Origin of the sequence: Niveispirillum sp. (genome assembly GCF_052437035.1) — a bacterium.
Taxonomy (GTDB): Bacteria; Pseudomonadota; Alphaproteobacteria; order Azospirillales; family Azospirillaceae; genus Niveispirillum.
This window is the reverse complement of record NZ_JBQVOH010000011.1, coordinates 97,468-124,112: the sequence shown is the minus strand read 5'-3', so window position 1 is coordinate 124,112 and position 26,645 is coordinate 97,468. Positions and strand designations below refer to the sequence as shown.

Here is a 26,645-nt window from a genome sequence, read left to right as displayed (position 1 = left end):
CCATGCCCCGTCGCACACCGCTCACGCGTGAGGAGAAGCTGGCCCGGCGGGAGGCGTTGGCGGCCCGTGCCGCAGCGGGGGGCTTACGCCTGCCCGACGCCATCCGTCAGATGCGGGAGGCGCTGGACATGACCCAGGCGGCCTTTGGTGAGAAATTCGGCCTGACCCGCATTCAGGTTCTGAACCTGGAAAAGGGCACCGCCAACCCGACCCGGGAAACGCTGGAAAGGATCGGCCGACCCTTCGGCTTCGTCCTTGGCTTCGTCTCCCGGCCCCGTCAGGATGAGGACGGGCCTTCATGACATCCATATTCTAACAACCAACAACAAGGACCCGATCCATGCGCACATCGCTTCTGCGTCCCCGCCTGCTGGCTGCTGCCGGTCTGGGCCTGTTGCTGCTGACCGGTTCGGTGCAGGCGGCACCGGTTGATGATCTGCGGGTCGTGCTGGCCGATTATGACCGCTATCTGGAGGTCAATGACCCGATCGGGGCCAGTCAGCGCGGGGATTTGGAAGCGGCAAAGCGCTGGCCCGATAACAGCCCCAAGGCCGTGGCGGACCGGGCCAAGGCGCTGGCTTCGTTTCGGGATCGGCTGGCCGCCATTCCGGGCGCGGGGCTGACGGGGCAGGACGCGCTGAACCACACGCTGCTGTCGCGGCGCGTGGCTTTGGACCTGGAGGGCGTGGCGTTCGATGAGGAACGCATGCCGTTCAACAATGATAGCGGCTTCTTCTCCGTTCCGGGCTATGTAGCAGGCGCCATGCGGTTGAAGAACACGGCGGAGGCGGAGGCCTATCTGGTCCGGCTGTCATCGCTGCCGGATTTCTATGCCAATGAGACCGCCAATATGCGCCGGGGCTTGAAGACCGGCTTCACCCAGCCGCGCCTGATCGCGGAAGGGGCGGTCGCCATGACCCGCACCCTGGCCGCCATGCCGCTGGACGGGCATCCGCTGCTGGCCCCGCTGAAGGGTCTGCCGCCAACGGTGCCGCAGACCGACCGCGAGGCCCTGCTGACGCGCGGACAGGAGATCCTGCGCGACCGTGTGCGCCCCGCCGAACAGGCGTTGGCCAGCTTCTTTGAGAAGGAATATCTGCCGAAATCCAAACCGGTGATCGGCGCGTCAAACCTGCCCAATGGCAAGGCCTGGTACGCCTATCGCGTGAAACGGGAAACGACGACGGCCATGACGCCCGATCAGGTCTATGCCCTGGGCCAGACGGAGATTGCCCGCATCCGGGCGGAGATGGACAGCATCATCAAGCAGACGGGGTTCCAGGGGGACTTCAAGGCATTCCTGACCTTCCTGCGCAACGACCCGCAGTTTTATGCGAAATCGCGTGAGGAGTTGCTGGAGAAATCCAGCCGTATCGCCAAGCGCATTGATGATCAGCTGCCGGGTTATTTCAGCCTGCTGCCGCGCCTGCCCTATGGCGTGCGGCCCGTGCCGGCGGAGATTGAAGAAGGCTATACGACGGGTCGTTACTTCCCCGGCAGCCCGGAACAGGGTATTGCCGGCGGGTTGATGATCAACACCTCGCACCTGTCCATGCGTCCGCTCTATGAACTGCCGGCCCTGGTGGCGCATGAGGGTGTGCCCGGTCACCATCTGCAAATCGCCCTGTCACAGGAACTGACCGACGTGCCGCAGTTCCGCCGGCAGGAGGATACGACCGCCTATGTCGAGGGCTGGGCGCTTTATACCGAGAAGCTGGTGGAGGAGATGGGCATCTACACCACGCCGTATGAGCATTTCGGCAAGCTGTCGATGGAGATGTGGCGGGCCTGCCGGCTGGTCATGGATGTCGGCCTGCATTGGAAGGGCATGGGCCGGGAGGAGGCCGCAAGCTGTCTGCGTGATAATAGCGCGCTCGCCGAAAAGAACATTCAGAGCGAGACCGACCGTTACATTGCTTGGCCTGGTCAGGCGCTGGGGTACAAGATCGGGCAGTTGACCATCCTGAACCTGCGTCAGAAGGCCGAGGCGGCCCTGGGTGCGAAGTTCGACGTACGGCAGTTCCATGCCCTGATCCTGAATGACGGGCCGCTGCCCATGGTCATGCTGGAACAGCGCATCGACGCCTGGATCGCGCAGGCCAAGGCGGGGTGAGGGCAGGGGGGCTGCACGCCCCCCACTTCCGACGTCGGAACCGCGCCTCACATCTGCCGGAACAGGTGCAGCCAGGCGCGGCTGACGGGGATGGTGTCGGGGCGGGATTTCAGGTGGATGGTCGCGGTTTCATTCTCCCCGCGCACCACATGGCTGATGGACCGCAGGTTAACGATGGCGCTGCGGTGGACCTGGGCGAAGCGGTCGGGGTCCAGCTGTTCGGCCAGTTCCTTGATGGGGGTGCGGATGACGGCTTCCTGTGGCGTGCCGCCATCGCCGCGCCAGCCGACATGGGTGTATTTGTCGCCGGCCAACAGGAAATCGACATCCTCCACCGCGATCAGCCGCACGACGGGGCCGACCGAGGCGCGCAGCCAGGTCAGGCGCGGGGTGGCGGCGATGGCGGGGCGAAGCTGTGCGGCCAGCCTTGCCAGCAATTCGTCGGGCATGATCGCCGGCTGTGCCGCGCGCAGCCGTTCCTGCAATCGCGCGACGGTATCGGCCAGACGCGCCGCCTCCACCGGTTTCACCAGATAATCCAGGGCACCCTGGGCAAAGGCCGCCACCGCGTACTGGTCAAAGGCCGTGACGAAGACCAGATGGGCCCGCCGCCCGATGGCCTGCGCCGCCTCCACCCCCGACAGGCCGGGCATATGCACGTCCAGGAAGCAGATATCGGGCCGGTGCTGTTCAAACAGTTCCACGGCCTGGCGCCCGTTGCGTGCCTCCGCCACCACGTGCAGAGCGGGCCAGGCGGCGGAAAGCTGCCGGATCAGGGTGTCGCGCAGCAGGGGTTCATCTTCGGCAACCAGGGCCGTGGGTCCGTTCATTCCGCCGCCTCCCGCGCGGGCCAGGACAGGGTTGCCACCACGCCCCCGCCGCCGCGTTCGGTCAGCGACAGGGTGGCAGCGGGGCCGAAACAGAGTGCCAGACGTTGGCGCAGGGTGGAAAGCCCCGTGCCCAGCCCACCCGTGCCGGCGGCACCCAGGCCCAGGCCGCTGTCGCTGACCGTGACATGCAGGGTGCCGGCGCGCAGGGTCGCCGCAATGTCGATGGCCCCGCCATCCTCCGCCGGGTCGATGCCGTGTCGGACCGCGTTCTCCACCAGAGTCAGCACCGCCATGGGCGGGCAGGGGAGGGCGTCGGTCCCCGGTTCCAGATCGATGCAGAAGGACAGGCGGTCGGGCATGCGCATGACCATGATGTCCAGATAGGCCCGGACCAATCCCATCTCATCCGCCAGCGTACCCATGGAAGCGTTCAGACGCGGCACGGCGGCGCGCAGATACGCGATCAGGCTGTCCAGCACGGGCAGGGCCTGTGATGATCCCGTCTCCACCAAGGCCCGGACATTGGCCAGCGTGTTGAACAGGAAATGCGGCTGCACCTGTGCCTGCATCAAGGCGAGGCGCGCATCGGTGGCCCGGCGTTCCAACTCGCTGCGTTCCAGGGCAAAGGACAGGGCCTGGTGCCGGGCCAGCGCCTCGCGTTGCCGCACCAGCGCGCCAAGCGCCACCCAGGGGCCGATCAGCAGGCCCAGCACGATCATGATGAAAAGAGATTGCAGGCGCGGCTTATCCTGCCACAGGGCCGGCCCCACCTCTGGTCCGGTGAGGATGTAGATCACCACCATGGTGGGCGGCACCGTCAGGGCCACCGCCAGCACCTGCACCACCCAGCGCGCGATCCAACGGGGCAGGCGGCGGGGAAACCGTTCCCAGAAGCCGAAGGCCAGCACGCACATCAGGCAGACGACAAACATCCGCAGCAGCAGGACCCAGACATGGTTCTCCCAGGCCGGCAGCAGCAGTAGGGAGAAGATACCGGCCAGGACCGCCGCCGTCCGCAGCCGGCGCCAATGGATGATGGCCACCAGCCTGTGCCCGATACTGCCGGCCGTCGCGTCCATCCACCCGTCCTTCCCGTCGCCCCGTGTCACAGCCGGGGCAGCCACATGCCCATGGTCGCGCCAAAGATACCACCGGCGGTCAGCAGCGCCAGCAAAGTCAGCAGTCCCGCCACACCCAGCCGCAACACCGAACCACCCCGGTCCATGGCATGGAAGTAGAGCTGCAGCACCGCCAGCGGCAGCAGATATTGGGCGAAGGACAGCGTCTCCGGCAGGGGGCCGGTAAAGGTCTTGGGATCAAAGCCGACGGGCGCCTGGAAGATCAGCATCCACAGCATAAACATGACCCGGAAGAACCAGACCCCGCTGACCGCCAGGAACAGGCGCAGCGCCCAGCGGCGATGGCTATCGAACTGCCGCCGCCGCGCCAGCATCCAGGCCATGCCGGCACAGATCAGAATGACCACGCCATTCATGCTGGTCCCCACATGCATCAGGGTGCTGCCGACCGTCCCGCGCAGCAGGATCAACCCGATCCCGCCCAGCGACAGGATGGTGGCGGCGATCATATAGGTGCGGCCCGTCCAGCGGTGAAAGGCGGGCCGGTGGCGGCGGAGCGCGGGCCAGAGCTGCAAGGCCCCGCCGACAATGATCACCACCGCGAACAGCATATGCAGGGCGTAAAGCGCATTGCCCAGGACATCACCCGGAAGCTGCCCTTCCACCGGCCCACCCCGCAGCCCCTGACCCGTCAGCCATTCCCGCCCGTGGGTGGCCATGACATAGAGCGCGAAGATCATCTGCCCGGCAATGGCCACCAATAGCCAGAGCAGACCCGCCCGCCCCAGCCAGCGTTTGGCGGTGGCGGGATCGGGACGGGCGCTTTGCGGGATTGTCGCGGCCAGGGACATGGGGGCTCCTCCATCATGTGATGGCTGATCCTGGCGCTTATCTGCGGTCGGTGGAGTAGGGGTGCGATGAATGACGGATAGGGGCGACGGGTGGGGGATGTTGTGCCCTCACCCTCCCAAACGCTGGCGCGTTCGGGCCCCTCCCTCTCCCACGTTCGTGGGCGAGGGAGCCAAATTTTCGCCCCTCGCCCGCTTGCGGGAGAGGGAGGGGCCCAAGCCTGTAAAGGCTTGGGAGGGTGAGGGAGCGACGCTTTTACCGCCCCTCATCCAGCCACGCCGCCAGCCAGACCAGCGGTGCGTTCCAGTTCACGGTTACCTCGTTCACCGTGAACAGGTCGATATCATCCTTCCAGCAGGCCTGCGGCGCGCAATCGCCGATGCGTTCGCGGCCTTCCTTGCCCAGGCTGGTGATGTTCGGCCCGCCCGACACCACGCCGGGCGGCGGGGGCGGCAGTTTGGGGTCCAGGACATTGGCCCAGAACCGGTGATGCGGGTGTCGCATGGCGCGCGGGCCGTAACCCGTGACATAGGAGATGTCCAGCGGGTTGCGGCCCAGCAGATAGTCGGCGACATCCACCACCGTATCGCGGTATCTGGCGTCCCCCGTCGCGTCATGGGCATAGGCCAGCAGGATGGCCCGGTTCATCAGGCCGGAGTTGGACCCCCAGCCATAGCCCTTCGGCGACAGGGGCTGACGGTAGCCGCTGTCGCCCGCCTCTTTCACATAGGCATCGGCACTTTTCACGATGGCGCTGCGGATGCGGGCGGCGTCGGCCTCTGGCAGCACCTCTGGATGTAGCGCCAGGGTCAGCCACCCCAGCGGCCCCACCTGTCCCCAGGACGGTTCGGGGATGGCGTCGCGATTGAAGAACTGCGCCTTGGTCACGGCATCGACCAGCAGCGCATGGCGCGTGGTGGCCAGCAGTTCGGCAGACGCCCAGAAGAACTCATCCGAGACGTCATTATCGCCATAGCCGCCGCTGCCATTGAAATCACCGATGGCCAGCGCGTTCGGCACGCGCAATGCCGCCCTCCAGGCCTTCAATGCCGCCTTCAGGCAACGGTCGGAAAAGGCAGGATCAATGGTCTTCCAGATGCGCGCCGCCTGTGCCGCCGTGGCGGCCAGGTTCAGGGTAGCGGCGGTGGAGGGCGGGTAGAGGAAGCGGCGTTCGGGGTCCAGATGCGGGGGCAGGGGCAGTTTCGTCCAGCGTTCATCCGCCACCTTGTGATGGGCCATGCCCGACACATCGACATCCGGCGTGAAAGTCAGCCTGCCTTTGCCATCCTGCGGACCCAGGGGCAGGGGCATGCGGGTGCCGTCGGGCACCTGCATATCCAGCATGAACTCCATCTGCCAGCGCGCCTCATCCAGCAGATCATTGATGCCATTGCCCGCCTCCGGGATGGCGGCGGTGCCGTCGGTGAAGGCGGGTGCCTTGCCCTTCAGCGCCTGACGTTCGTAAAGGTTCAGCAGGGTCCAGACGGAGATGCCGCCATTGACCACGTACTTGCCATGGTCGCCGGCATCGTACCAGCCGCCCGTGACGTCCAGACTGTGCGGGCAGGCGGGCCAGATATTGCCGGCATTGTCCTTGCCCCCGAAACAGGGCGCGACCTCCTTCGGGTGGCCGGCGGGGCGCGCCCATTTATCCCCTACAAGTCGTGCCTCGATGGGGGTGCCGGCGCGGTTATGGTAGAAATAGGACAGCGCATCGCGTTTCAACGCGGCATAGGGGCCGGGGCCGATGCTGAAGGGCCGGCTGCTGACATTGCCTGCGGTCAGGGTGAAGCCATCGCCCGTCACCGTGACGGCGGAGAAGTCGATCCGGTGCAGATGCTGGCCGGACGATGCGTCATCGCCGCTGACGATACTGCTGCCGCTGGCCACCACCTGCCCGCCGGCATCGCGCAGGGTCCAGGCCACGGGCTTTACTGCCGCATCGGGCAGGATCGCGATCTTTGGGGCATTGGCCAGCAGGCCCGACTGGTTCAGCCGGATGGGGCTGATGGGCGCGTCCTGTGCCGGGGCCGGCAGTGTGACGGCAAGAAGGGCGGAGAGAAGGAAAGCGTAGGCCTTCATGATCAGTTCCCTTTGCCCGGCCCTTGCGCGAACGGCCCGACCATGACGCCGATGAAGCCGCCGGCCTTCTTGGTGGACAGGATGGTGCCGTCGGCCCCCTTCACAACGGGTTGCCAGTCTGCCCCGGCGGCGGCCACGTCGAAATCATACTCCCCGCCGCGCGCCGTGATGCGCAGACGGTAGGAGGCGGCGGCCTTCACCGGTACGCTGCCCAGCACCGCGCCATCGGCGGGCGTATCCTTGCCGCCACGCGCCGCCACACGGGCCACCAGCTGCCCGCCTTCCTTCTCGATGGTGAAGCGCATCCAGCTTTCATCGCTTTGCACCGCCGCCAGACCGGCACGTTCGCCCGGCTGATCAGGGGTGAAGACCATGTCGGTGATGATGGTGGCATTGTGATGCTGCTGGCGGCGTGCCCAGAAGGCGGGATTGCCATGGTCGGACAGGCCCACAGCCTGCAATTTCAGGGTCAGCGCCCCGTCCGACAGGCGGTACCAGTCGCCCTTGGGATTGCGCGCCATCATCCAGTAAGGCGGCAGCCGGTCGCCGTCGAACTCATCGCGCACCTGAAAGGCGCCGGTGGTCGGCACCTTGGGCACGGGTTGGGCCGGCAGGTCGGGCTTGGCATGGGTCAGGGGGATGGCCTGACCGGGTTCGGTAATGCGCGGCCAGCCATCGACCCAGCGCACGGGCATCAGGAACGTCTCCCGCCCGGTGTTGTACAAGTCATCGCCATAGGGGCGGATGGCCAGGAAACTGGCCCACCATTCACCCTTCGGCGTCACCACGAAATCGGCGTGACCGGCAGAGGTGACGGGGAAGGGGCGGGCCGGGTCCAGATCACGCTGCGTCAGGATCGGGTTGGCGGGATTGGGGGTGAAGGGGCCCATGGGGCCGGGGCCGCGCAAAACCACCTGGGAATGGTTGATGGCCGTGCCACCCTCGGCACAGATCAGATAGTAGAAGCCATCCTTCTTGAAGATATGCGGCCCTTCGATCCAAATCGGCTTTTTGGAGATATCGACACCGCCATTCACCAGCACCTTGCGCGGGCCGATGGTCTTCATGCTCTTCAGGTCCAGTTCCTGCACCCAGATGGCACGGTGCCCCTGATAAAGCGGTTCGCCCTCCGGCGGGCCGTTATTGATGATCCAGGCGCGGTCCCCTTCGAAGAAGATCGAGGGGTCGATCCCGCCTTCCAGATCGGGCAGCCAGATGGGATCGGACCAGGGGCCCTTCGGGTCCTTGGCGGTGATGATGAAATTGCCGCCGCAATCGACACAGGTGTTCAGGATATAGAAGGTACCGTCATGATAATCGATGGCGGGCGCGAAGACACCGCGTGACAGGCCCAGGGCCTTGAAATCCAGCTGGTCCGGGCGGTCGATGGCATTGCCGATCTGGGTCCAGTTGACCAGATCGCGCGAATGGAAGATCGGGATGCCGGGGAACCAGGAAAAGGTGGAGTTCACCAGATAATAATCGTCGCCGACCCGCGTGATGGAGGGGTCGGGGTAATAGCCGGTCAGAATGGGATTGCGGTACTCGCCCGGCTTGGCCTTCACCACGGCATCGGACGGGTCGGCCCCCTGATAATCCAGCCAGTTGAACCGGGCCGTATCGGCAGCCAGGGCCACCGGGGCGGTGAACAGGGCCGTGGTCAGGGCCAGGGCTGTCGTCAATCCACGCATTTTTCCTCCCGCTTATGTGTTTTCTGTGAACTCTTCTGTGTTCTTCTCGTCATCCCGGCTTGGCGCCGGGATGACGAAAGGGAATGGGTTATGGCGTCCCCTCCGCATAAGGCCCAACCATCACGCCCATGAAGCCGCGTGCAGTGGCGGTGGACAGGATGGTGCCGTCGGCATCCTTCAGGATGGTCTTCCACCCATCCTTGCCCATACCCACCGAAAAATCATAGGCACCGCCACGCGCCGTGACGCGCAGGCGCAAGGCGCCGTCGCCGGGCGCCGGCTGGCTGGCCAGTATGCGGCCCGGCTTTGGATCATTCTCCCCGGCGCGGACGGCGACGGTCAGGGTGCGCACGCCGTTAACCAGCTCTGCGGTGAAGCGGAACCAGTATTCGTCATTCTGGATGACGGCCAGACCCGCCCGCTGCCCCGGCTGATCGGGGGTGAAGGAGAATTCGGTGGTGAAACTGGCGTCGCGATGCTGCTGCCGGCGCGCCCATAGGCTGGGGCTGGCGCGGTCGGACAGGGTGACGGGCTGAGGCGTCAGGTGGAGCGATCCGCCCGACAGGCGCCACCAGCCACCATCCAGCCGGCGCGGGGTCATCCAGTAAAGCGGGAGGGCCGTACCGTCGAATTCATCGCGGACTGTGAAGGGGCCGGCGGTGGGGCCAGGGATGGCGGCGGGCGGCTGGGCCGGCAGGTCGGGCCTTGCATGCGTACGCGGGATCGCTATGCCGGGGTCCAGGATGCGCGGCCAGCCATCAACCCAGCGCACCGGCAGCAGGAACGTCTCCCGCCCCGTATTGAACATCTCCCCGCCGGCATAGGGGCGGACGGCGAGGAAGACGGCCCACCAGTCGCCCTTCTGCGTCTCTACCAGATCGGCATGGCCCGCCGCCTCAATCGGGTTGGGACGCTTGGGGTCCAGGTCGCGCTGCGTCAGGATGGGGTTGGTGGGGCCGGGCGTGAAGGGGCCGATGGGGGAGGGGGCGCGCCAGATCATCTGTGCATGGCCGGTGCCGGTCCCGCCCTCTGCCGCCGTCAGGTAGTAGAAGCCGTCCTTCTTGTACAGGTGCGGACCTTCGACATAACCGGGCTTGGTGGTGATATCCGCCCCGCCGCTGACGATCATGGTGCGTGCGCCGATGCTCTTCAGGTTTTTGGCGTCAAATTCCTGAATCCACAGCGCGCGGTGCCCGTCATAGGCCTCCTTGTCGCCTTCCGGCAGGTCGTTATTCAGGATCCAGGCGCGGCCATCATCGTCAAAGAACAGGGACGGGTCGATGCCGTTCCGCAGATCGGGCAGCCAGACCGGATCGGACCAGGGGCCGGCAGGGTCCCTGGCCGTAACCACGAAGTTGCCGCCGCTGTAGAAGCTGGTATTGACGATATAGAACAGGCCGTCATGGTGGCTGATCGACGCCGCGAATAACCCGCCCGTCAGGCCGCCATTGCCGAAATTCACCAGACCGGGCCGGGCGATGGCATTCGCGATCTGGGTCCAGTTGACCAGATCACGGGAATGGAAAACGGGCAGGCCCGGCAGCCAGCCGAAGCTGGAATTCACCAGATAATAATCGTCGCCGACCCGTGTGACGGACGGGTCTGGATAGAAGCCGGCAATGATGGGATTGCGGTATTCGTTGGTGCCCAGGGTCTTGGCATCTGCCGGATCTGATCCGCGATATTCGAACCAGTCGAACCGCGCCTCACCTGCATATCCGACGCCGGATGTCCCCAGCAGCAAACCCATCGCCAGCAGCGATGCCCATCGACCCAACCGCATTGTTCCTCCCGAACGCCGATCCTTTTTGGATTGTTAGCGTTATCATGGGGAAACGAATGGGGTCTGTCCAGGGGTTTGACAGGGTTGTCAGAGAAGGCGTCGTACCCTCACCCTCCCAAGTCTGCAAAGACTTGGGAGGGTGAGGGTACGACAGTAGTTTACCTCCGCTCCGCCGCACTCACGTCGCGCGCGGCCCGGAACTCGCTATCCTGGCTCCAGTTGGGCCAGTCGCGGCCATCGGCCAGACGGCGGCCCAGGCTGTAGAGCAAGCCCATGTCCAGCTTGGCGCCGTCCATGTTCCAGTCCGGGGACCATTCGTCGTCGGGCTGGTGGTACTTATCCTTGATATAGGCATCGCGCCAGGCCTTGCCCGCCGCCACGCCACCATTCACCAGATCGATGCCACCGCCAAAGGAAATGGCGGGCACGCCGACCTTGGCCATGGGGAAATGGTCGGAGCGGAAGAAGCCGCCGGCCTCCACACGCGGATCAGGCGTATAGGTACGGCCTGCCTTCTTGCCTTCCTCGATCAGCATGTCGAGCAGGCCCAGCTTGGCCGTGCCGGAAATGGTGAAATCCTTGGCGGGACCCGGCCCGATGGTGCCATCCATGTTGATGACGCCCACCGTCTTGCCCAGCGGATAGACCGGGTTGCTGGCGTAATAGGTGGAGCCCAGCAGGCCCTTTTCCTCTGCCGTTACGGCCAGGAACAGGACGGAGCGTTCTGCCCGACCCGCCGCCTTGAAGGCACGGCCCAGTTCCAGCAGGCTGGCGATGCCGGACGCATTGTCCAAGGCACCGTTGAAGATATTGTCGCCATTGGCGTCGGGTTCGCCCACGCCGATATGGTCCCAATGCGCCGTGTAGGCCACGGTTTCATCGGGATACTTGGTCCCGGTCAGGCGGCCCATCACGTTCTTGGAGGTGATGACTTCGGTCTTCACCTTGTAATCCGCCGACAGGGTGGCCTTCAGCGGCACCGGCTGGAAGCTGTCCTTGCGGGCGTCCGCCCGCAGCTTCTCGAAATCCAGGCCCGATGCCTTGAACAGGTCCACCGCCACGTCGCGCTGGATCCAGCTTTCGAACGGGGTGTGGGCGGATTTGGGATCGGCGCGCACGATGTCGAACATCGTGTTCGGGTTCGAGCTGGCGACCGTGGCCCAGCCATAGGAGGCAGGGGCCGTTTCATGTACGATCAGGACACCGGCGGCACCCTGGCGCGCTGCCTCCTCATACTTATAGGTCCAGCGGCCATAATAGGTCATGGCCTTGCCGCCGAACTTGCCCTCCGGCCCTTCGAAATCCGGGTCGTTGATCAGGACGACAAGGATCTTGCCCTTTACGTCCTGGCCCTTGAAATCATCCCAGCTGCGTTCCGGGGCCTTGATGCCATAGCCGACGAACAGCAGGGGCGCATCCTTCAAGGTCACGCTGTCCTGGCCTGTCAGGGCGGCGCGCACGGCGATCTCCTTGCCCTGGTTCAGGGCATGGGCCTTGCCGCCATAGCTCAGCGACAAGTTGGGCTTGCCGACGATATCGGACATGCGCAGCGGCACATCCTGTGTCCAGCCGCGCTTGCCATCGGTCCCGATGCTGCCGCCAGGTTCCAGCCCCGCCGCCTTCATCTTCTCGATCAGGAAGGCGACGGTTTTCGTCTCGCCCACTGTCGCGGGCGCACGGCCCTGGAAATCATCTGCCGACATGACGCGGATATCGTCCGATACGCGCTTCATGTCGAATTGAGGTTCAGCCGCAAAGGCCAGGGTGGAGGAAAGGGCCGCTGTGGCCAGCAGTAGATACTTCATGTCCGGTTGAAGCTCCCTGTTTTGGTATACGATCCATAACAGAGCGGCCAAACCTTACCAAGTGGTTAAGCGGAGGTGCCGAAAATGGATTGTGCCAGGGGGCCAATCCGGGCGCCGGTTCTTTGGCGAGCCCCGCGAGTGATAACTTTCATTATGGAAATTATACAGGTTTCATCGGTCGTGCATTTTCCTGGAAAGGCTTTGTATAAAAATATATCATCTAAAAAACACATAATGAGAGTTCAATCCGGGAGGAAGAATGACCTCGTGCATAAGAAGGGGGCTGCCTATGGCTGCCCTTTGGTTGGCGCTGGCCCTTCCGGCCCTGGCGGCCCCGCCGGGTGGAGAGACGGTGAAGTCCGTGGATCAGTTCCAGGCGGGGCGTGATGCCTTTGCCGATCCGGAAAAGATGCCGGGTGCATTGCTTTATCAGGAGAACTGCGCCGGCTGTCATCAGGGCGGGGTCTATAAGGCGCCGCATCGCACCTGGCTGGAAATGATGACGCCGTCCATGCTGTTCAGCGCCATGAATGACGGCATGATGCAGGCCCAGGCGGCGCATCTGTCGCGTGAACAGCGGCAGCAGATTGCCGAGTACCTGTCGCGGCAGAAGCTGAACAGCGCCGCCGCCGACCCGATGCCGCCGCGTTGCGAGGGGGCTGCTGCCCGTTTCGACATGGACCGCCCGCCGGCGCCCGTTGGCTGGGGCCATGACACCAGCCGGTTTGTACCGGCAAAGACGGCGGGGCTGATGGCGGCGGATGTGCCGAAGCTGCGCCTGAAATGGGCTTTCGCCTTCCCCAATGCCATGCGCGCCCGCTCACAGCCGGCGATCGGCCTGGGGGCCGTTTTCGTGGGCAGCAAGGATGGCACCGTCTATGCCTTCGACCTGGACACCGGCTGTGTGCGCTGGACCTATCAGGCCAAGGCAGAGGTGCGGACGGCCATTGTGCTGGATAGCTGGACCAAGGGACAGGCCCCTGCCCGGCCCCTGCTCTATTTCGGGGATGTGCTGGCGCGGGCCTATGCGCTGGATATGCGGACGGGCGCAGAGGTCTGGATGACCAAGGTCGATGACCATTCCAGTGCCACCATCACTGGCAGCCCGGCCCTGCATGCGGGCCGGCTTTATGTGCCCGTCTCCTCGCTGGAGGTGACGGCCCCGGCGGACCCCTCATACCCCTGCTGCACATTCCGGGGGGCGGTGGCGGCCCTGGATGCGGCCACGGGCCAGCCCGTCTGGAAAAGCCACACGATCCCGAACGAGCCGACCGAACAGGGCAGGACCAGCGTCGGCACGCCTATCCTGGGACCGTCGGGGGCGCCTGTCTGGAACAGCCCCGCCGTGGACGCGGCGCGCGGCCTGCTCTATGTCGGGTCGGGGGAGAATTATGCCAGCCCGGCGGACGGCAACAGCGATGCCCTGATGGCCTTTGACCTGAAGACCGGGCAGCGCCGCTGGCTGCGCCAGACGGTGGCGAACGATGCCTGGAACGTGGCCTGCATGATGGGCGACCACCCCTCCTGTCCCAAGGAGCGGGGGCCGGATCTGGACTATGCCGCCTCCCCCATCCTGGCGGCCTTGCCCGGCGGTGGGCAGATGCTGCTGGGCGGGCAGAAGAGTGGCGTGGTCCATGGCGTGGACCCCGATACCGGCGCCCTGCGCTGGAGCACGCGCGTCGGGCGGGGCGGCGTGCAAGGCGGCGTGCATTTCGGCATGGCGGCGGAGGGGGCGCGGCTTTACGTCCCCATCTATGACATGGCCAATGCGCGGGACGGCAGCAAGCCGACCGATCCGCCGCGCCCCGGCCTCTATGCCATCGATGCCGCCACCGGCAAGCTTCTCTGGAGCCACCCGGCAGAGGATGTCTGCGGCGGGCGGGAGTTCTGCGATCCGGGCATTACGGCGGCCATAACGGCCATGCCGGGCGTGGTCTTTGCCGGCCATTCCGACGGCTGGGTCCGCGCCTATGACGGGGCGACCGGCAAGATCGTCTGGCGGTTCGACACGACACAGCCCGTGAAGGCCGTGAACGGGGTGGAGGCGCGCGGCGGATCGATGAGCGGCCCCGGCCCCGCCATCGGCGACGGCCATGTCGTGCTGAATTCCGGCTATGGCCTGTATTTCAAGATGCCGGGCAATGCCCTGCTGGTCTTCGCCCCCGAAAAGGGGCGTTGAGCGGGGGAAGCGGTTTGGTTATGGGTGGGGGGTGGTTCCCCCCCCTGGCCCGGCCCCCACCCATGACCGACCAACCCGCCCCCGGATTGCTGGACAAGGCGCTGTCGCTGCTGCCGCTGGTGGCGCGGGCGGGGACCTGTTCGTTGACCCAGGTGGCGGGGGAACTGTCCCTGCCGCTGTCCACCATCCACCGGCTGGCCCAGGATCTGACGCGGCATGGCTATCTGATCCGGCTGGGCCGGGGGCGTTACCGGCTGGGCCCGGCGCTGCTGTCGCTGTCGGCGGGGCTGCGGCTGGAGGATATGCTGGTCGATGTCGCCCGGCCGCTGGTGCAGGCCCTGGCCCGCGACTGCCGGGCCTGTGTGCATCTGGGCAGCTTTGACGGGGAAATGGTGACTTACCTGCTGAAGCGTGGCTTCGGGCGGGAGAAGATATTCTCGGCCGAGGGAATGCAGCTGGAGGCCTATTGCTCCGGCATCGGCAAGGTGCTGCTGGCGCATCTGCCGGTACCCGACCGGACGCGCTATCTGGCGGGCGGTCCCTTCGTGGCCTTGACCCCGCGTACCATCACCGACCCGGTCCGGTTGCGTGCCGAGCTGGACCGGGTCCAGGCCCAGGGCTGGGCATTGGATGATGAGGAGATTTTGACGGGCCTGCGCTGTGCCGCCGTACCGGTGCGCGATCGCGCCGGCACCGTCATCGCCGCCCTCTCGGCCAGCGCCAGCCTGACCGCCATGCCGATGGAGCGGGTGGCGGACCTGCTGCCCCTGCTGCACCGGACGGCGGATGCCATCCGGCGGCAGCTGTTCGGCACCCCCTAACGTCCGTCGAACCGTACCGGCTGGCGCGCGAAGAAGGCGGCGCGGGCGGTGCTGTGGTCCTGGGTGGCCATCAGCATGGCCTGGCCCGCCTCCTCCGCCCGCAAGACATCGTCCAGCCCCTGCGGCCAGGCGGCGAGCGCTGATTTGACGGCGGTGACGGCGCCGGGTGCGGCGTCTGCCAGAAGGGCGGCGCGGGCCAGGGCCGTGGACAGCACCTCGCCTTCCGGGGCCAGGATATCGGCCATCCGTTCGGCCACGGCGTCGGCCCCGCTGATCGTGGGGCAGAGCATCAGGATTTCCCGCACCCGTCCCATGGGTACGCGCTGCGGCAGGGACCAGAGCAGGCCAAGATCGGGCATCAGCCCGACCTTGCCGAAGGCGGCGCAGAAACGGCTGCCCGGCCCTACCACCACCAGATCACAGGCCAGCGCGATGGAAAAGCCGGCGCCGAACGCCGCCCCCTCCACCGCCGCAACCACCGGCAGGGGCAGGGACACCAGCCGCCGCACGATCCCCTGACAGGTCCGCATCATGGCGGTGACGCCCAGCGGATCGGCCCCGTCCATGGCGCCCAGGTCGCCGCCGGCACAAAAGGCCCCGCCATCCCCGGTCAGCACCAGGGCCCGCACCGACCGGTCGGCGGCCAGCCCGTCCATCGCCGCCGTCAGATCGGCCACCAGTTCCGGCACCAGGGCATTGCGCTTGGCCGGCAGCATCATCCGCAGAATGGCAACCGCCCCTTCCCGCTCCACCCCAACCAACCCGGCCATCGCACCCTCCCCATTTCCCATTGCTGTCTGTCGCGGATTTATTATACGTATAGTGATATTTGTGTATACTTAAAACCGGATCAGAAAACATGAGACGGGCACCGGCGTGCCCGGAGGGAGCGGGAATGGTGACGCGGGCGGACCTGCTGGCCGATGGCTGGACGATGGAGGAATGGGCCGACTATGCCGGTCTGGTCGGCCCCTTCTGGTGGCGGGGCGAGGGCACGGCCCGCACCTATGGCCTGCTGTGCGAGGGCAAGCACCGCAATGAACGCGGCACCATCCATGGCGGCCTGATCGCCACGCTGGCCGACCACGCCATCGGCCTGATCGTCTGGGACAGCGTCAACCGCCGCCCCTGCGCCACCATCCAGATGAACCTGCACTTCATCGGCGCCTGCCAAACCGGCGACTTCATCGAAGCCAGCGGCGAAATCCTGCGCTCCGGCCGCAGCATCATCTATGCCCGCGGCCTGCTGTCCGTCGCCGGCAAACCCGTGGCCGGGGTGGACGGCGTCTGGAAACTGCTGGACGCCTGAGCCGGCACAACGACCGCCCGCGCAACCAAGTGAAACAGAAAATGCAGGTGCGTTGCAGTGCGCGTTGCCCTGAACCCCGCCGCCAGCCACGCTCCGCGCGCCCTGTGCAACATATGCGACACAAAATTGAGGGTGTTTCAGAGCGGGCGGTTGGGCCGCTCTGAATGGGTGTGGATACAGGGGTGGTGTTGATGGGGGGAGTATAGCAGGGGGCGGTGGGGTTGTCAGCGGTTAGGGGGTGGGGCAGCCATTTCTCCCTGTCCGCCAAACCTAGGTTTGATGGACAGGGAGAAATGGGAGGGCCGGCTTGCGCCCATTGACCCCGTTCGCGGAGATGGCGGCGTGCCTGAAAGCCAACGTTGTCCAATAGGTTCTATCGTGACATGCGGCGTGGCCGTCGAAACGTGCTTATCAACAACGCATGAGGCTCCGACCAGTCATAGGCCGGTATAACAAACCTGTCGACTGTCTGCTCCTGCGTCTTGGTCCAAGCAAATGCACCTAGTCCTGTGTTCTCTAGACAGAGAACCCTGCGTCGGTCCACACCGGTATCCATCCCGCGATCGAAAGCTCCGTCATGGCCCCGTCCTATGGTGAAAGGCTGCGCAGGCTATTACCATTCTGACTGGTTCGCTTTGTGGTTTTTCATTATGCATGCGGCCCATTCCATAGTCATCTTGGCTTCAGTTGAGGCTAGACATAAAGTCATCGCGCGAGTGGTCACATCAGCAACCCATCGTCAACCTGAACAAGCCGTCCCTCGTTCCACCCATATGTTATGAAATGGAGGTAGGGGTTCATTTTCTCCTTGGCGACGTCGGGATTGGAAAGGAGGTATGCTTCGGGATCGAAGAACGCCGAACCCGCGCGGCCCTCCCGTAAGCCATACGATATGAAGTGGTCGATTGCCCGTACCTGCCCGGCCTCCACGGCGGCTGCAACATCGCGGTTGTGCGCCAGGTAGTAGTCCTCATCATAGAGGATGCTCGGGTTTCGCCCTTCTGCGCGCCCGTAGGCCTCCCAATGCGCGTATCCCGATGCCAGGGCGCCCGCCCGCACCGCGGCTGCCACGTCCGGATTGTTCGCTAGGTAGAACTCCTCGCTGAATATCCCGATGCCCTGCCTGCCTTCGGCCCATCCGAACTTCTGCCAATGCTCTAGCCCAGATGAGACCACGCCGGCTTGAACGGCGTTCGCGACGTCGGGGTTACGCCGCAGGTAGTCGGCCTCGCTGAAGCCGGTGCCGGGGCTGGACAAGATCCGCGTGCCATTAGCGCCAGCCACGGCTTCGACGGAAACCAAGTAGTCGGCTGCGTTTCCGACCGTGAACTTCCATATGCCCGCTTCTTGGACCAAGTTGGCTTTGGTTAGATCGACCCTCGTCCGATATAGATCGATGCCGCCCCCGCCGTCGATAAGTTCCGATGAAGCTGTCCCCTCAATGGTTTCGGACGTGGACAGTCCAGCGACCTTTCGGCTCACTTGCACGAGCGGGCCAGAGTAAACTTCTCCCGTGTCGAAGTAGACCGCCTCTCCGTCAAATATCCGGAAGAGGTTAGTGGGCGAGTTTAAAAATACTGAGACAGAACCATGCTGTATGCCCTCGACGTTCACGATTTCTGCCCGCGCGTCCCCTTGGAACACCGTGTAGCCGCGCGAGTTGGCGGTGTAACGTACTGACCCCGTGCCCTCTATACGAAGTACATCAGTACCGCCTGCGCCATCTACAACCAAACCGTTTATATCCGTATAGCTTAGGATGTCGTCGCCTTGCGTCCAAACTCTGTAGTTCGGATCTGCGCCTCCAACGTTTGGCAGCCCCTGACGGTAGCGCCAGTACGCCTCCAAGGGGCTCATCGTGTGCTCCTTGATGTACGTTTCTGCGGTAGTGAAGGCAGAAGCGTTAACGTTACCGGAGGCATCGAGGACCGAAGGAATGCCGGACAGCGGACTAACGGCGCCGTCGGTCCGCACCTCTAGGTGGAGGTTCGCTGCGGCCGTTGGCTTAACGGTGCCGATTATGTCGCCCGCGGCGACCATCTTCCCTTTCTCGACACCCGAGGAAGCTTCGAGGTGGATGAATACCCATATCCGCCCGTCGGGATCCTTGATCGAAAGGTAACTTTGGGATAGCCCGTCTGCGCCCACTCCGCCAGGTTTGACCGATACAACCTCGCCTGAAACGGGTGTTCGAACAGTTGTGGCTTTGTCGTTATAGGCGTCGAGGTCGATGCCAGGATGTGGCTGGCCCTTGACGGCCTTATAGTAGCTGATGTCGTAGATGTACCCGGAGGTCATTTCGCCAACGTTGCCCGTGGGTGACGTGCCGAAGATCGTCCTGGCCATCTGGTCCAGCAGGTTGGATATGCCGTTCCCCCCAACCGTCAATGTCCCGTTGGCTGTTACTCCGGCCTGTTCCTCCGTTAGCGTCTTCCAGGCATTGCTGACTCTTGTATCAATCGGGTCACCGTCTCGTTCAGCGATCAGGTCGCTGAAAGCTTCGTCTTCGCCCGTCAGTAGGTCCCACTGGTCCTTGATTGCGTCCCCAAGCGAACTGTAACTCGGCTGAACAGTATAGGGTATAGAATTTCCATATATGTCAAAGTATCGTGTACCCACTGGCGTGTTCATTGACTGCCATACTGCGATAGCATTTCCGACTTCGTCAGTCGCGACAGAAGATTTTCCCTGTTCGCCGATGCGTAATTCGTTTACGTTAAATACGTCACTTAGAGGTTGACCGTCGGTGTTGAACCGCCTTGCGGCAATATTTTCCTTTGTCGCATCTCCCTGGTCGCTCACTGTCCAGGTGACAATGAAGCCACCTTTTCCGTCGGGGGCCACCGCAGGATCGAAATCATTCGGGCGGCCTGTGGAGACAGCGATCTCGCCGGTTGTACTTACGCCGTCACTGTTGAAGACTTTCGCGTATACATCGCCTGTACGACCGTCCGACCAAACCACAACAAATTTCTCGTTCCCAATATAAGTTATATCAGGAGAAAACTGATTGAATTCATCACTAATGGGAAGTAGTGCTGTGGATGTAATCGGGACTCCGTTTTTGTTAATTACTCTATAGTAAAGATCTATCAGCTTTGTACTGTTTGCCGGCAAGTTACTATCGGTATATGACCATACTGCCATGATATTTCCGCTATCTGAAATGGCAGTTACAGTTTGACTGTTAATATTATTGTTTATTCTATTTGTTGATAAATTATTGAATGTATCACCATTGAAACTGCTTAGGAGGGATTTGGGGATAATCTTCAGCAAAGTTCCTTCAGTGCTATTCAATGTGCCATTCCATGTGACTGCAAAGGAGCCGTCCGGGAATGCGGAGACATCGGGCAACGCCCCGCGCATGCCATTCGAGATCACGGTCTCCGGCATCAACTCCTTCCCGCTTTTGTCGAAAGCGCGTGCCATGACCGGACCAGTGTCATCTGATCCACTGGCCGAGACCCAAGCGATCATATAAGACCCAGTAGCTGAAACAGCAATGGATGGGTCAAACTGGCTTCCGACTTTTGTCGTGTTTACTAATATATCGTCGCCAATAGGCTGTCCAGTATTATCAAGCCGACGCATGAATATACCATAACGACTCCCGTCTTCTTCATAGGACTCCCATATCACTATATAGCCATTATTCCCGTCGGAAACGATCTGGGCATTTTGTTGGGTCTCAAATGTGACCTTTGAAATTAAAGTATCGGCCATAACTCGCGTTCCCCTCACATGGTAGGTCTAGCCTGCAAATTTATCGTACCAGTGAGCGTAGCCATAACCTATTGATTGGATGTGAAGTTCTAGTGCTAATAATTAAATAACCGATCAATTTGTCATGGCTACACTCTCTAAGCGCGACTTTACGCTGACTTCGGTGGGTCTGTCACCCGTTTCTAGCAAGTCGATCGGGGCCCGGTTTGACGGTGGCAGCCAATCTTCCCACACCAGGGTTTTGGCCCTGCGCGCGGTGGAGAGGCGGCGGCAGCCTGTCTACGTGATCGGCGTGTAGCAGAGCGGGTCTAGCGCACCTTGGCGGACATCGTCTGGTTTTGCGTACGGCTAACACCGTATCCATCCGGAAATCGGCACAAGCAAAGGCAATCCGGACAAATTATTTGCCGAACGGGTTTGCGGATAAGCTGGCTATCGCAATGTCAGTTTAGGGAGACACTATTCAGCCCAGCTGGTGTTTGTCAGAGTTGGGCTGAAGGTTTCCCGAGTGTAATGCCCGCGATAGGCGTGACATGACTCATATCGGCGCTGACCGCGCCTTACGCTGGGTCCCCGCTTTCGCGGGGATGACGGTTGAGGCAGGCCCAACACGATTCCATTGGGATCTGACCGACCCTGAAGGATGGAGGCGAGTTCCAGTAGGTCTCTTCTCCCCCCTACCCCCCCATCCCCCACCTGATCCCCCGCCGCAGCAGCTCGTAATAGACCGGGTGTGACCAGGCGCCGCGTTCGACGAAGGGGTAGAAGTCGGCGAGTGGGCGGAGGTCGAAGCGACCTCGGCAGTGGCCGAGCGTCAGGTAGAGGACTTCGCCGCCATGGCTGGGGCGGGTGTACATCACCAGATGCTCGGCGTCGGGCCAGTCGCTGTGGGTGAATTCGGGGGTCTGGCCGGCGAAGCGGGTGGTCAGCAGGGGGTGGTTGCCGGGGTGGAAGGTGCAGAGATACTGCTCATCCTCCACAAAGAAATCGCGCAGGCCGCGCGTCAGGGCGTGGTCGTGATCGGCCACCTTCACCTTGAACCGGCCGATGGGGGGATGGGCCTGGAACTGGCTGCCCAGCATTTCCATGAAGCCGGGGGCGCAATCGGGGCAGTCGACCTTGCCATCGGCCAGGAAATTCAGGATGGAGTTGGTGCCGTGCAGGGCGAACCAGCGCCGCCCCTTGCCCAGGAAATCGCGCAGGGCCGCCAGCCCGTGATCGTCCGGGACGATGTCGCAGGTATAGGTGATCAACAGGTCGGCGCGGCGGATGGCGTCGGCATTGCTGTAATCATTCAGGATGGTGACGCGCACGGTTTCATGCTCGGCCAGCAGCTTCAACAGCTCCAGCCGCGCGAAATCAATATCGTGGTACTTGCCGCCGGCGATCAGGCAGACATCGAAACGGGTGGACATGCAGGCGGCCTCAGGCACGGGGGACGGGGCGGCGGATCGGGTCGTGGCCGTCCCAGTCACGGCTGGCGGCCTGAACCTTCGCGAAGAATTTCATAAGGGCGGGGGTGGCCTCAAACAGCTCCACCATGGTGCCGGGAAAGGCGCCCTCATTATCGAAATAGGCAAAGCCGGTGCCGGCCTGGGTGCGGCCCCCCTGGGCGATGGTCAGGCCGTGGGCGGTGGCGCGGGCGAGATCTGCGGCGTAATCGGTGCTGGCCACGCCGACATGGTGCAGGCCCTGGCGGCCCGCATCCAGAAAGGCGCGATAGACGCTGGGGGCGCTGTTCAACTGCTGCACCAGCTCGATCTGCAAATCGCCGCTATAGGCGGTGGCGACGGCCATTTCGATATCGACGCTCTGCCCGCGATATGTCGTCTCGGCAAAGGCGACGCGGGGCAGCACGTAGAAGGGGCCGACGCCCAGCACCTCCACCCAATGGCGCATCGCCGCGTCGAGATCGCGGACGACGAAGCCGTTCTGCATGATGGGGCCGAAAATGCGGCTCATGATCCGGTGCCTTCCGTGGGCAGGATGCGCGACGGGGACGGGATGGGGTCGGGCGCCGGGCTGCCCGTGGCGCGCAGGCGCACGAAGGAGGTGCTGTCGAAGCGTATCACCACCTCGCCCCGCTGGTTCACCAACTGATGATGCAGGGTGACGATGCCGGCATCGGTGCGCTTGCCCGACGGACGCTTTGACAGGGCGACGGAGGTGGCGTGGACAATGTCGCCGGGGCGCAGGGGGGCCGCCCAGCGGACATTGTCCCAGGCGATGCCGCAGACCCAGGCGATGTCGCCATTTTCCTCATGATCCAGCACGCGCCACAGGGCGCAATTGTAAAGCCCGCTGGCGATCAGTTCGCCAAACGGCGACTGCGCGGCCAGGGTGGCGTCGGTGTGGAAATATTGCGGGTCGTAGCGGACGGCGAATTCCGTCATGTCCGCCGCGGTCACGGCATGGTCGCGGCTGCGCGTGCGCTCCCCCACCATGATGTCTTCCCAGAAGCGCCAGCCTGTCATGGTCGCGCCCTCTCCCCCGTCTGTGGTCTGGTCCGGCCCTTGTTCCGGGCCTGTTGTATCAGTATGGGCAAAATCCTGTATGCATGTCGATGGAAAATGTATATTTTAAGCGGCAAAGCAGAAATTCATGCGGGAGGAACCATGCCCACCATTATTGCCACCGACCGGGAGGGCCGCGAACATGCGTTTGCCGCCGATCCCGATGCCTCGCTGATGCAGAATCTGAAGGATAACGACCTGGATGTGGCGGCCATCTGTGGGGGCTGCTGCTCCTGTGCCACCTGTCATGTCTATGTGGACGGGGAATGGGTTTCGGTGCTGCCGCCGCAGGCCCCGGATGAACGCGAACTGGTGCAGGACAGCCCGCATTTCCGCGACGGCACCTCCCGCCTGTCCTGCCAGATCCGGGTGACGGATGCGCTGGACGGGCTGCGCGTGACGCTGGCGCCGGAAGACTAAAAACTAAGGGCCGATAGGCCCGGCGGCGACTGCCGCCGCGCGGCACGTGCCGCGTGAGCCAAGCCGCGGATGCGGCGCCGGCGCTTGAGGAACGGAAAGCAAACGGGAGGAAATGATGGGTCGTGTGAGTGGGAAAGTGTGCCTGGTGACGGGTGCGTCGATGGGGCTGGGCCGGGCGGATGCGCTGGCCCTGGCGCGCGAAGGGGCGGCGGTGGTCATGGCCGATGTGGCGGACGCGGCGGGGGAGCAGGCCGCCGCCGAGATCCGGGCCGAAACCGGGGCCGATGTGGTCTTCATGCGCCATGACGTGACCAGCGAGGAAAGCTGGGCCGGGGTCATGGCGGCGATCCAGGCGCGGTTCGGGCGGCTGGATGTGCTGGTCAATAATGCCGGGACGGTAGTGATCGAAACGGTGGAGACCACGACGCTGGAACAGTTCCGCAAAGTGAATTCCGTCAGTTCGGAAGGCACCTTCCTGGGCTGCAAACATGCTATCGGCCTGATGAAGCAGGGGGGTGGCGGCAGCATCATCAATATGTGCTCCGTCGCCACGCATCTGGGCTATCCGGTGTTCTTCGCCTATTCGGCGGCCAAGGGCGCGGTGCGGGGCATGAGCAAATCCATCGCCATCCATTGCCAGATGCAGGGCTATAACATTCGCGTCAACACCATCCATCCCGGTGCCATGGACACGCCCATGGTCCGTGCCGCCAATACCGCCCTGTTCGGCAGCGAGGAGGAGGCCAAGAAGCACCTGCCCCCCATCGGCAGCCCCGAGGATGTGGCCGCCATGGTCCTCTATCTGGCCAGCGATGAAAGCCGGTTCGTGAATGGGGCGGAGCTGGTGATTGATAATGCGGTGGTGATTTCTTGAAGGGGATGGGGGTGGGGCCTTCGCCCTACCCCTCCACCGTCACGAAAACCCGGCCATCGGCCACCCGCACCGGGAACAGGGTCAGGGGGCGGTAGCCGGCACCGCCCAGGCAACGGCCACCATCGGCAAGGTCGAAGCGCGCGCCGTGCAGGGGGCAGGACAGGATGCCGTTGCGCAGCTTGCCATCCTCCAGCGTGCTGGCGGCGTGCGTACACATGTTGCGCACGGCGCGTATATCGTCCCCGCTACGGCAGAGCAGGATATCCTCTCCGCCGGCATCAACGCGCAGCTTGGCGCCATCGCCCAGATCGGTGATGGCGCAGACATCATGGTCCATGTCCGTCGCCCCCGTCACGACCGCCGCTGATCAAACCGGCGGCCCACCATGGCGGACGCGATGTTGATCTTCTGAATATCGACGGCGCCGCCGGCAATGCCCCAGCCCCAGCTGTCGCGCAGGCGGCGTTCCATGCCATATTCGTGGGAATAGCCGTAGCCGCCCATCAACTGTACCGCCGCCCCTGTCACTTCACGGCTTATTTCGTTTGCGAAACATTTTGCGACGGAGCTTTCCAGCAGGGACGGCATGCCATCCTGGGCGTTGCTGGCCGCGCGGTGGATCAGCAGGCGCGCCGCCTCCACCTTCATCTTCATTTCGGCCAGCTTGATCTGCACCGCCTGGAATTCCACGATGGCGCGACCGAACTGTTTGCGTTCCTGAACATAGTCGGTGACTTCCTCCAAGGCGCCCGACGCCTGGGCCAGCGACATGGTGGCATTGCCGCAGCGTTCCAGATCGAACGCTTCCATCATCTTTTTGAAGCCACCGGCGCCGACGATCACATTCTCGCGCGGGATTTCGACATCATCGAAATAGATGTCGGAACTGGGGATGCCACGAAAGCCCATCAACTGTTCATTGGCGCCGAAGGTCAGGCCCTTCATACCCTTTTCGACAAAGACGGCGCCGATACCCTTGGCACCCGCCTCTTCCGACATGCGGACATAGACGACATAGCCATCGGCATGGCCGCCGCCCGAACACCAGCGCTTGGTGCCGTTCAGGTACAGCTTGCCGTCGCGTTCGGTGACCTTGCTGGTCAGATCGGTCAGGGCCGATCCCGCTTCCGGTTCCGACATGGCGATGGCCACGATCATGTCACCGCGACAGACGGCGGGCACGACCCGGTCGCGCAGTTCCTTGGTGCCGAAATGTTCGATGGCGCGGACGGGGCCAACGCAGCTTTCAAACACTGGGAAGGCGACAGCGGAGGAGATCTTGGCCAGTTCCTCCAGGACGATCAGCGCCTCCAGATTGCCCAGCCCCATGCCGCCATAGGCGGTGGGTATATTTATACCGAGAAATCCCATATCCGCATACTTGGCGATCCACTCTCTGGGGCAGGCCTCCCCCGTCAGGTCCAGATGTTTGGCCAGCGGGCGCAGCTGTTCCTGGGCGAAACGGCGCGCGGCCTCTTGCAGCTCCCGCTGCTCCTCGGTCAGTCGGAAATCCATGGACCTCTGTCCTCCCCATCCTGCCGGGCCGCCTTGTTCTTATGGTCGAAGGGCGCCGGCCTGCTGATTTCGTGGGCCTGCCGCGCGGCGTTGCGCGCTGGCCTCTCCTCATATCTATACGCAGAGACAGTTTTTTGTATACAGAAAAACGTCGATGCTGATATAAAGCCCGCAGAGCATGAAAATCAGCACATGCGCAGGCTTGCGCGTTCCCGCGTTCCGACGGAGCATGGGGACAGAGGCGACAAAGCCCGCAACGCATAGGGGAGGAAGAGCGCGATGGATCTGGGTCTGAAGGGCAAGAAGGCCGTTGTCACGGGTGCGACCAAGGGCATTGGGCGCAGGATCGTGGAGACGCTGGCCGATGAGGGCGTGGATATCGCCATCTGTTCGCGCACCGCCGAAGAGGTGGAGGAGACGCTGGCCGTGCTGCGTGCCAAGGGTATCAATGCAGTGGGCGAGGCCGTGAATGTCCGCGATGGCGAGGCCTATAAGGCCTGGATATCCCGCGCGGGTGAACAGCTGGGCGGCATTGACATCCTGATCCCCAACGTGTCCGGCGGGGCCGGCATGGACAGCGAGAAGAACTGGCAGCGTAATTTCGAGGTGGATGTGATGGGGTCGGTGCGCGCGGTTGAAACCGCCGTGCCCTTCCTGAAGAAATCCGGCGAGGGGTCGGTGGTGTTCATCGTGTCCACCAACGCCATCGAAACATTCGCAGCGCCCATGGCGTATAATGCGCTGAAGGCCAGCCTGATCACCTATTCCAAGCAGCTGGGCCAGTTCCATGGCAAGAGGCGCATCCGTTTCAACGCCCTGTCGCCCGGCCCGATCTTTGTCGAAGGCGGCGCCTGGGACATGATCAAGACCTCGCAGCCCGATTTCTATAACGCTACCATCGCTGCCCATCCGTTCGGGCGCATGGGCAGTGCGGAGGAAGTGGCCAAGGCCGTCGCCTTCCTGGCCAGCCCGGCGGCCAGCTGGATCAACGGCACCCACCTGATCGTCGATGGTGGATATACAAAGGGCGTCCATTTCTGATCCGGGAGTGCGCGT

The 26,645-nt window shown here is 63.6% G+C and carries 22 protein-coding genes; 8 read left to right on the top strand and 14 right to left on the bottom strand.

From position 1 onward, the window contains the following. The first annotated feature begins 2 nt into the window (after window positions 1-2). Window positions 3-302 (top strand): helix-turn-helix transcriptional regulator, encoded by a 300-nt coding sequence (locus ACT6Q8_RS21840; protein ID WP_444734415.1) that lies wholly within the window; start codon window positions 3-5, stop codon window positions 300-302. Between the two features lie 38 nt (window positions 303-340). Continuing rightward, on the top strand, window positions 341-2,113 hold the full coding sequence (locus ACT6Q8_RS21835; RefSeq protein ID WP_444734414.1) for a DUF885 domain-containing protein: 1,773 nt from the start codon (window positions 341-343) through the stop codon (window positions 2,111-2,113). A gap of 47 nt (window positions 2,114-2,160) precedes the next feature. On the opposite strand, the gene ACT6Q8_RS21830 is transcribed toward ACT6Q8_RS21835, so the two are convergent. The 7 genes from ACT6Q8_RS21830 to ACT6Q8_RS21800 all read right to left on the bottom strand — a co-directional run bounded on the left by ACT6Q8_RS21830 (window position 2,161) and on the right by ACT6Q8_RS21800 (window position 12,232). Beyond that, window positions 2,161-2,943 carry a LytR/AlgR family response regulator transcription factor gene (locus tag ACT6Q8_RS21830; RefSeq protein WP_444734413.1) on the bottom strand — a complete coding sequence of 261 codons (783 nt, stop codon included), beginning with the start codon at window positions 2,941-2,943 and terminating at the stop codon, window positions 2,161-2,163. Then, window positions 2,940-4,022, bottom strand: coding sequence for a sensor histidine kinase (locus ACT6Q8_RS21825; protein ID WP_444734412.1), 1,083 nt, complete (start codon window positions 4,020-4,022; stop codon window positions 2,940-2,942). Before ACT6Q8_RS21825 ends, ACT6Q8_RS21830 begins: the two co-directional genes overlap by 4 nt. 26 nt (window positions 4,023-4,048) lie before the next feature. Continuing rightward, a complete protein-coding gene (locus ACT6Q8_RS21820; RefSeq protein WP_444734411.1) occupies window positions 4,049-4,873 on the bottom strand; it encodes a DUF2306 domain-containing protein in 825 nt (274 codons plus the stop codon). A 253-nt stretch (window positions 4,874-5,126) separates the two neighbouring features. Beyond that, a complete protein-coding gene (locus ACT6Q8_RS21815; RefSeq protein WP_444734410.1) occupies window positions 5,127-6,953 on the bottom strand; it encodes a glycoside hydrolase family 9 protein in 1,827 nt (608 codons plus the stop codon). Window positions 6,954-6,955: 2 nt separating this feature from the next. Beyond that, window positions 6,956-8,644, bottom strand: coding sequence for a glycoside hydrolase family 43 protein (locus tag ACT6Q8_RS21810; protein WP_444734409.1), 1,689 nt, complete (start codon window positions 8,642-8,644; stop codon window positions 6,956-6,958). Window positions 8,645-8,732: 88 nt separating this feature from the next. Further along, window positions 8,733-10,427, bottom strand: a complete 1,695-nt coding sequence (locus ACT6Q8_RS21805; RefSeq protein WP_444734408.1) for a glycoside hydrolase family 43 protein — start codon at window positions 10,425-10,427, stop codon at window positions 8,733-8,735. 158 nt (window positions 10,428-10,585) lie between these two features. Continuing rightward, entirely contained in the window at window positions 10,586-12,232 is a 1,647-nt protein-coding gene (locus ACT6Q8_RS21800) for a M28 family metallopeptidase (RefSeq protein ID WP_444734407.1), read from the bottom strand. Between the two features lie 289 nt (window positions 12,233-12,521). On the opposite strand from ACT6Q8_RS21800, the gene ACT6Q8_RS21795 reads away from it, so the two are divergent. After that, a complete protein-coding gene (locus tag ACT6Q8_RS21795) occupies window positions 12,522-14,411 on the top strand; it encodes an outer membrane protein assembly factor BamB family protein (protein ID WP_444734406.1) in 1,890 nt (629 codons plus the stop codon). A 62-nt stretch (window positions 14,412-14,473) separates the two neighbouring features. Further along, window positions 14,474-15,232, top strand: a complete 759-nt coding sequence (locus ACT6Q8_RS21790; RefSeq protein WP_444734405.1) for an IclR family transcriptional regulator — start codon at window positions 14,474-14,476, stop codon at window positions 15,230-15,232. On the opposite strand, the gene ACT6Q8_RS21785 is transcribed toward ACT6Q8_RS21790, so the two are convergent. Next, window positions 15,229-16,002, bottom strand: a complete 774-nt coding sequence (locus ACT6Q8_RS21785) for an enoyl-CoA hydratase/isomerase family protein (protein WP_444734404.1) — start codon at window positions 16,000-16,002, stop codon at window positions 15,229-15,231. The genes ACT6Q8_RS21790 and ACT6Q8_RS21785 overlap by 4 nt on opposite strands. Window positions 16,003-16,127: 125 nt before the next feature. On the opposite strand from ACT6Q8_RS21785, the gene ACT6Q8_RS21780 reads away from it, so the two are divergent. After that, on the top strand, window positions 16,128-16,541 hold the full coding sequence (locus ACT6Q8_RS21780; RefSeq protein WP_054167838.1) for a PaaI family thioesterase: 414 nt from the start codon (window positions 16,128-16,130) through the stop codon (window positions 16,539-16,541). A gap of 720 nt (window positions 16,542-17,261) precedes the next feature. On the opposite strand, the gene ACT6Q8_RS21775 is transcribed toward ACT6Q8_RS21780, so the two are convergent. The 4 genes from ACT6Q8_RS21775 to ACT6Q8_RS21760 all read right to left on the bottom strand — a co-directional run bounded on the left by ACT6Q8_RS21775 (window position 17,262) and on the right by ACT6Q8_RS21760 (window position 22,741). After that, a complete protein-coding gene (locus ACT6Q8_RS21775) occupies window positions 17,262-20,267 on the bottom strand; it encodes a M23 family metallopeptidase (RefSeq protein ID WP_444734403.1) in 3,006 nt (1,001 codons plus the stop codon). 677 nt (window positions 20,268-20,944) lie between these two features. Next, the gene (locus ACT6Q8_RS21770) at window positions 20,945-21,682 is read right to left on the bottom strand and encodes a ThuA domain-containing protein (protein ID WP_444734402.1); all 738 of its coding nucleotides are present in this window, start codon (window positions 21,680-21,682) and stop codon (window positions 20,945-20,947) included. A 10-nt stretch (window positions 21,683-21,692) separates the two neighbouring features. Continuing rightward, on the bottom strand, window positions 21,693-22,229 hold the full coding sequence (locus tag ACT6Q8_RS21765; RefSeq protein ID WP_444734401.1) for a VOC family protein: 537 nt from the start codon (window positions 22,227-22,229) through the stop codon (window positions 21,693-21,695). Continuing rightward, window positions 22,226-22,741: a MaoC/PaaZ C-terminal domain-containing protein gene (locus ACT6Q8_RS21760; RefSeq protein ID WP_444734400.1), complete on the bottom strand. Its 516-nt coding sequence runs from the start codon at window positions 22,739-22,741 to the stop codon at window positions 22,226-22,228. Before ACT6Q8_RS21760 ends, ACT6Q8_RS21765 begins: the two co-directional genes overlap by 4 nt. Before the next feature lie 141 nt (window positions 22,742-22,882). Here ACT6Q8_RS21760 and ACT6Q8_RS21755 point away from each other — a divergent pair, with 141 nt between their 5' ends. Continuing rightward, window positions 22,883-23,200, top strand: a complete 318-nt coding sequence (locus ACT6Q8_RS21755) for a 2Fe-2S iron-sulfur cluster-binding protein (RefSeq protein WP_054167836.1) — start codon at window positions 22,883-22,885, stop codon at window positions 23,198-23,200. A gap of 124 nt (window positions 23,201-23,324) precedes the next feature. Further along, a complete protein-coding gene (locus tag ACT6Q8_RS21750) occupies window positions 23,325-24,074 on the top strand; it encodes an SDR family oxidoreductase (protein WP_444734399.1) in 750 nt (249 codons plus the stop codon). A gap of 25 nt (window positions 24,075-24,099) precedes the next feature. On the opposite strand, the gene ACT6Q8_RS21745 is transcribed toward ACT6Q8_RS21750, so the two are convergent. After that, window positions 24,100-24,411 (bottom strand): Rieske (2Fe-2S) protein, encoded by a 312-nt coding sequence (locus ACT6Q8_RS21745; RefSeq protein WP_444734398.1) that lies wholly within the window; start codon window positions 24,409-24,411, stop codon window positions 24,100-24,102. A 14-nt stretch (window positions 24,412-24,425) separates the two neighbouring features. After that, the gene (locus ACT6Q8_RS21740; RefSeq protein WP_444734397.1) at window positions 24,426-25,589 is read right to left on the bottom strand and encodes an acyl-CoA dehydrogenase family protein; all 1,164 of its coding nucleotides are present in this window, start codon (window positions 25,587-25,589) and stop codon (window positions 24,426-24,428) included. Window positions 25,590-25,868: 279 nt separating this feature from the next. On the opposite strand from ACT6Q8_RS21740, the gene ACT6Q8_RS21735 reads away from it, so the two are divergent. Then, the gene (locus ACT6Q8_RS21735; RefSeq protein ID WP_054167832.1) at window positions 25,869-26,630 is read left to right on the top strand and encodes an SDR family NAD(P)-dependent oxidoreductase; all 762 of its coding nucleotides are present in this window, start codon (window positions 25,869-25,871) and stop codon (window positions 26,628-26,630) included. Window positions 26,631-26,645: the final 15 nt, after the last annotated feature.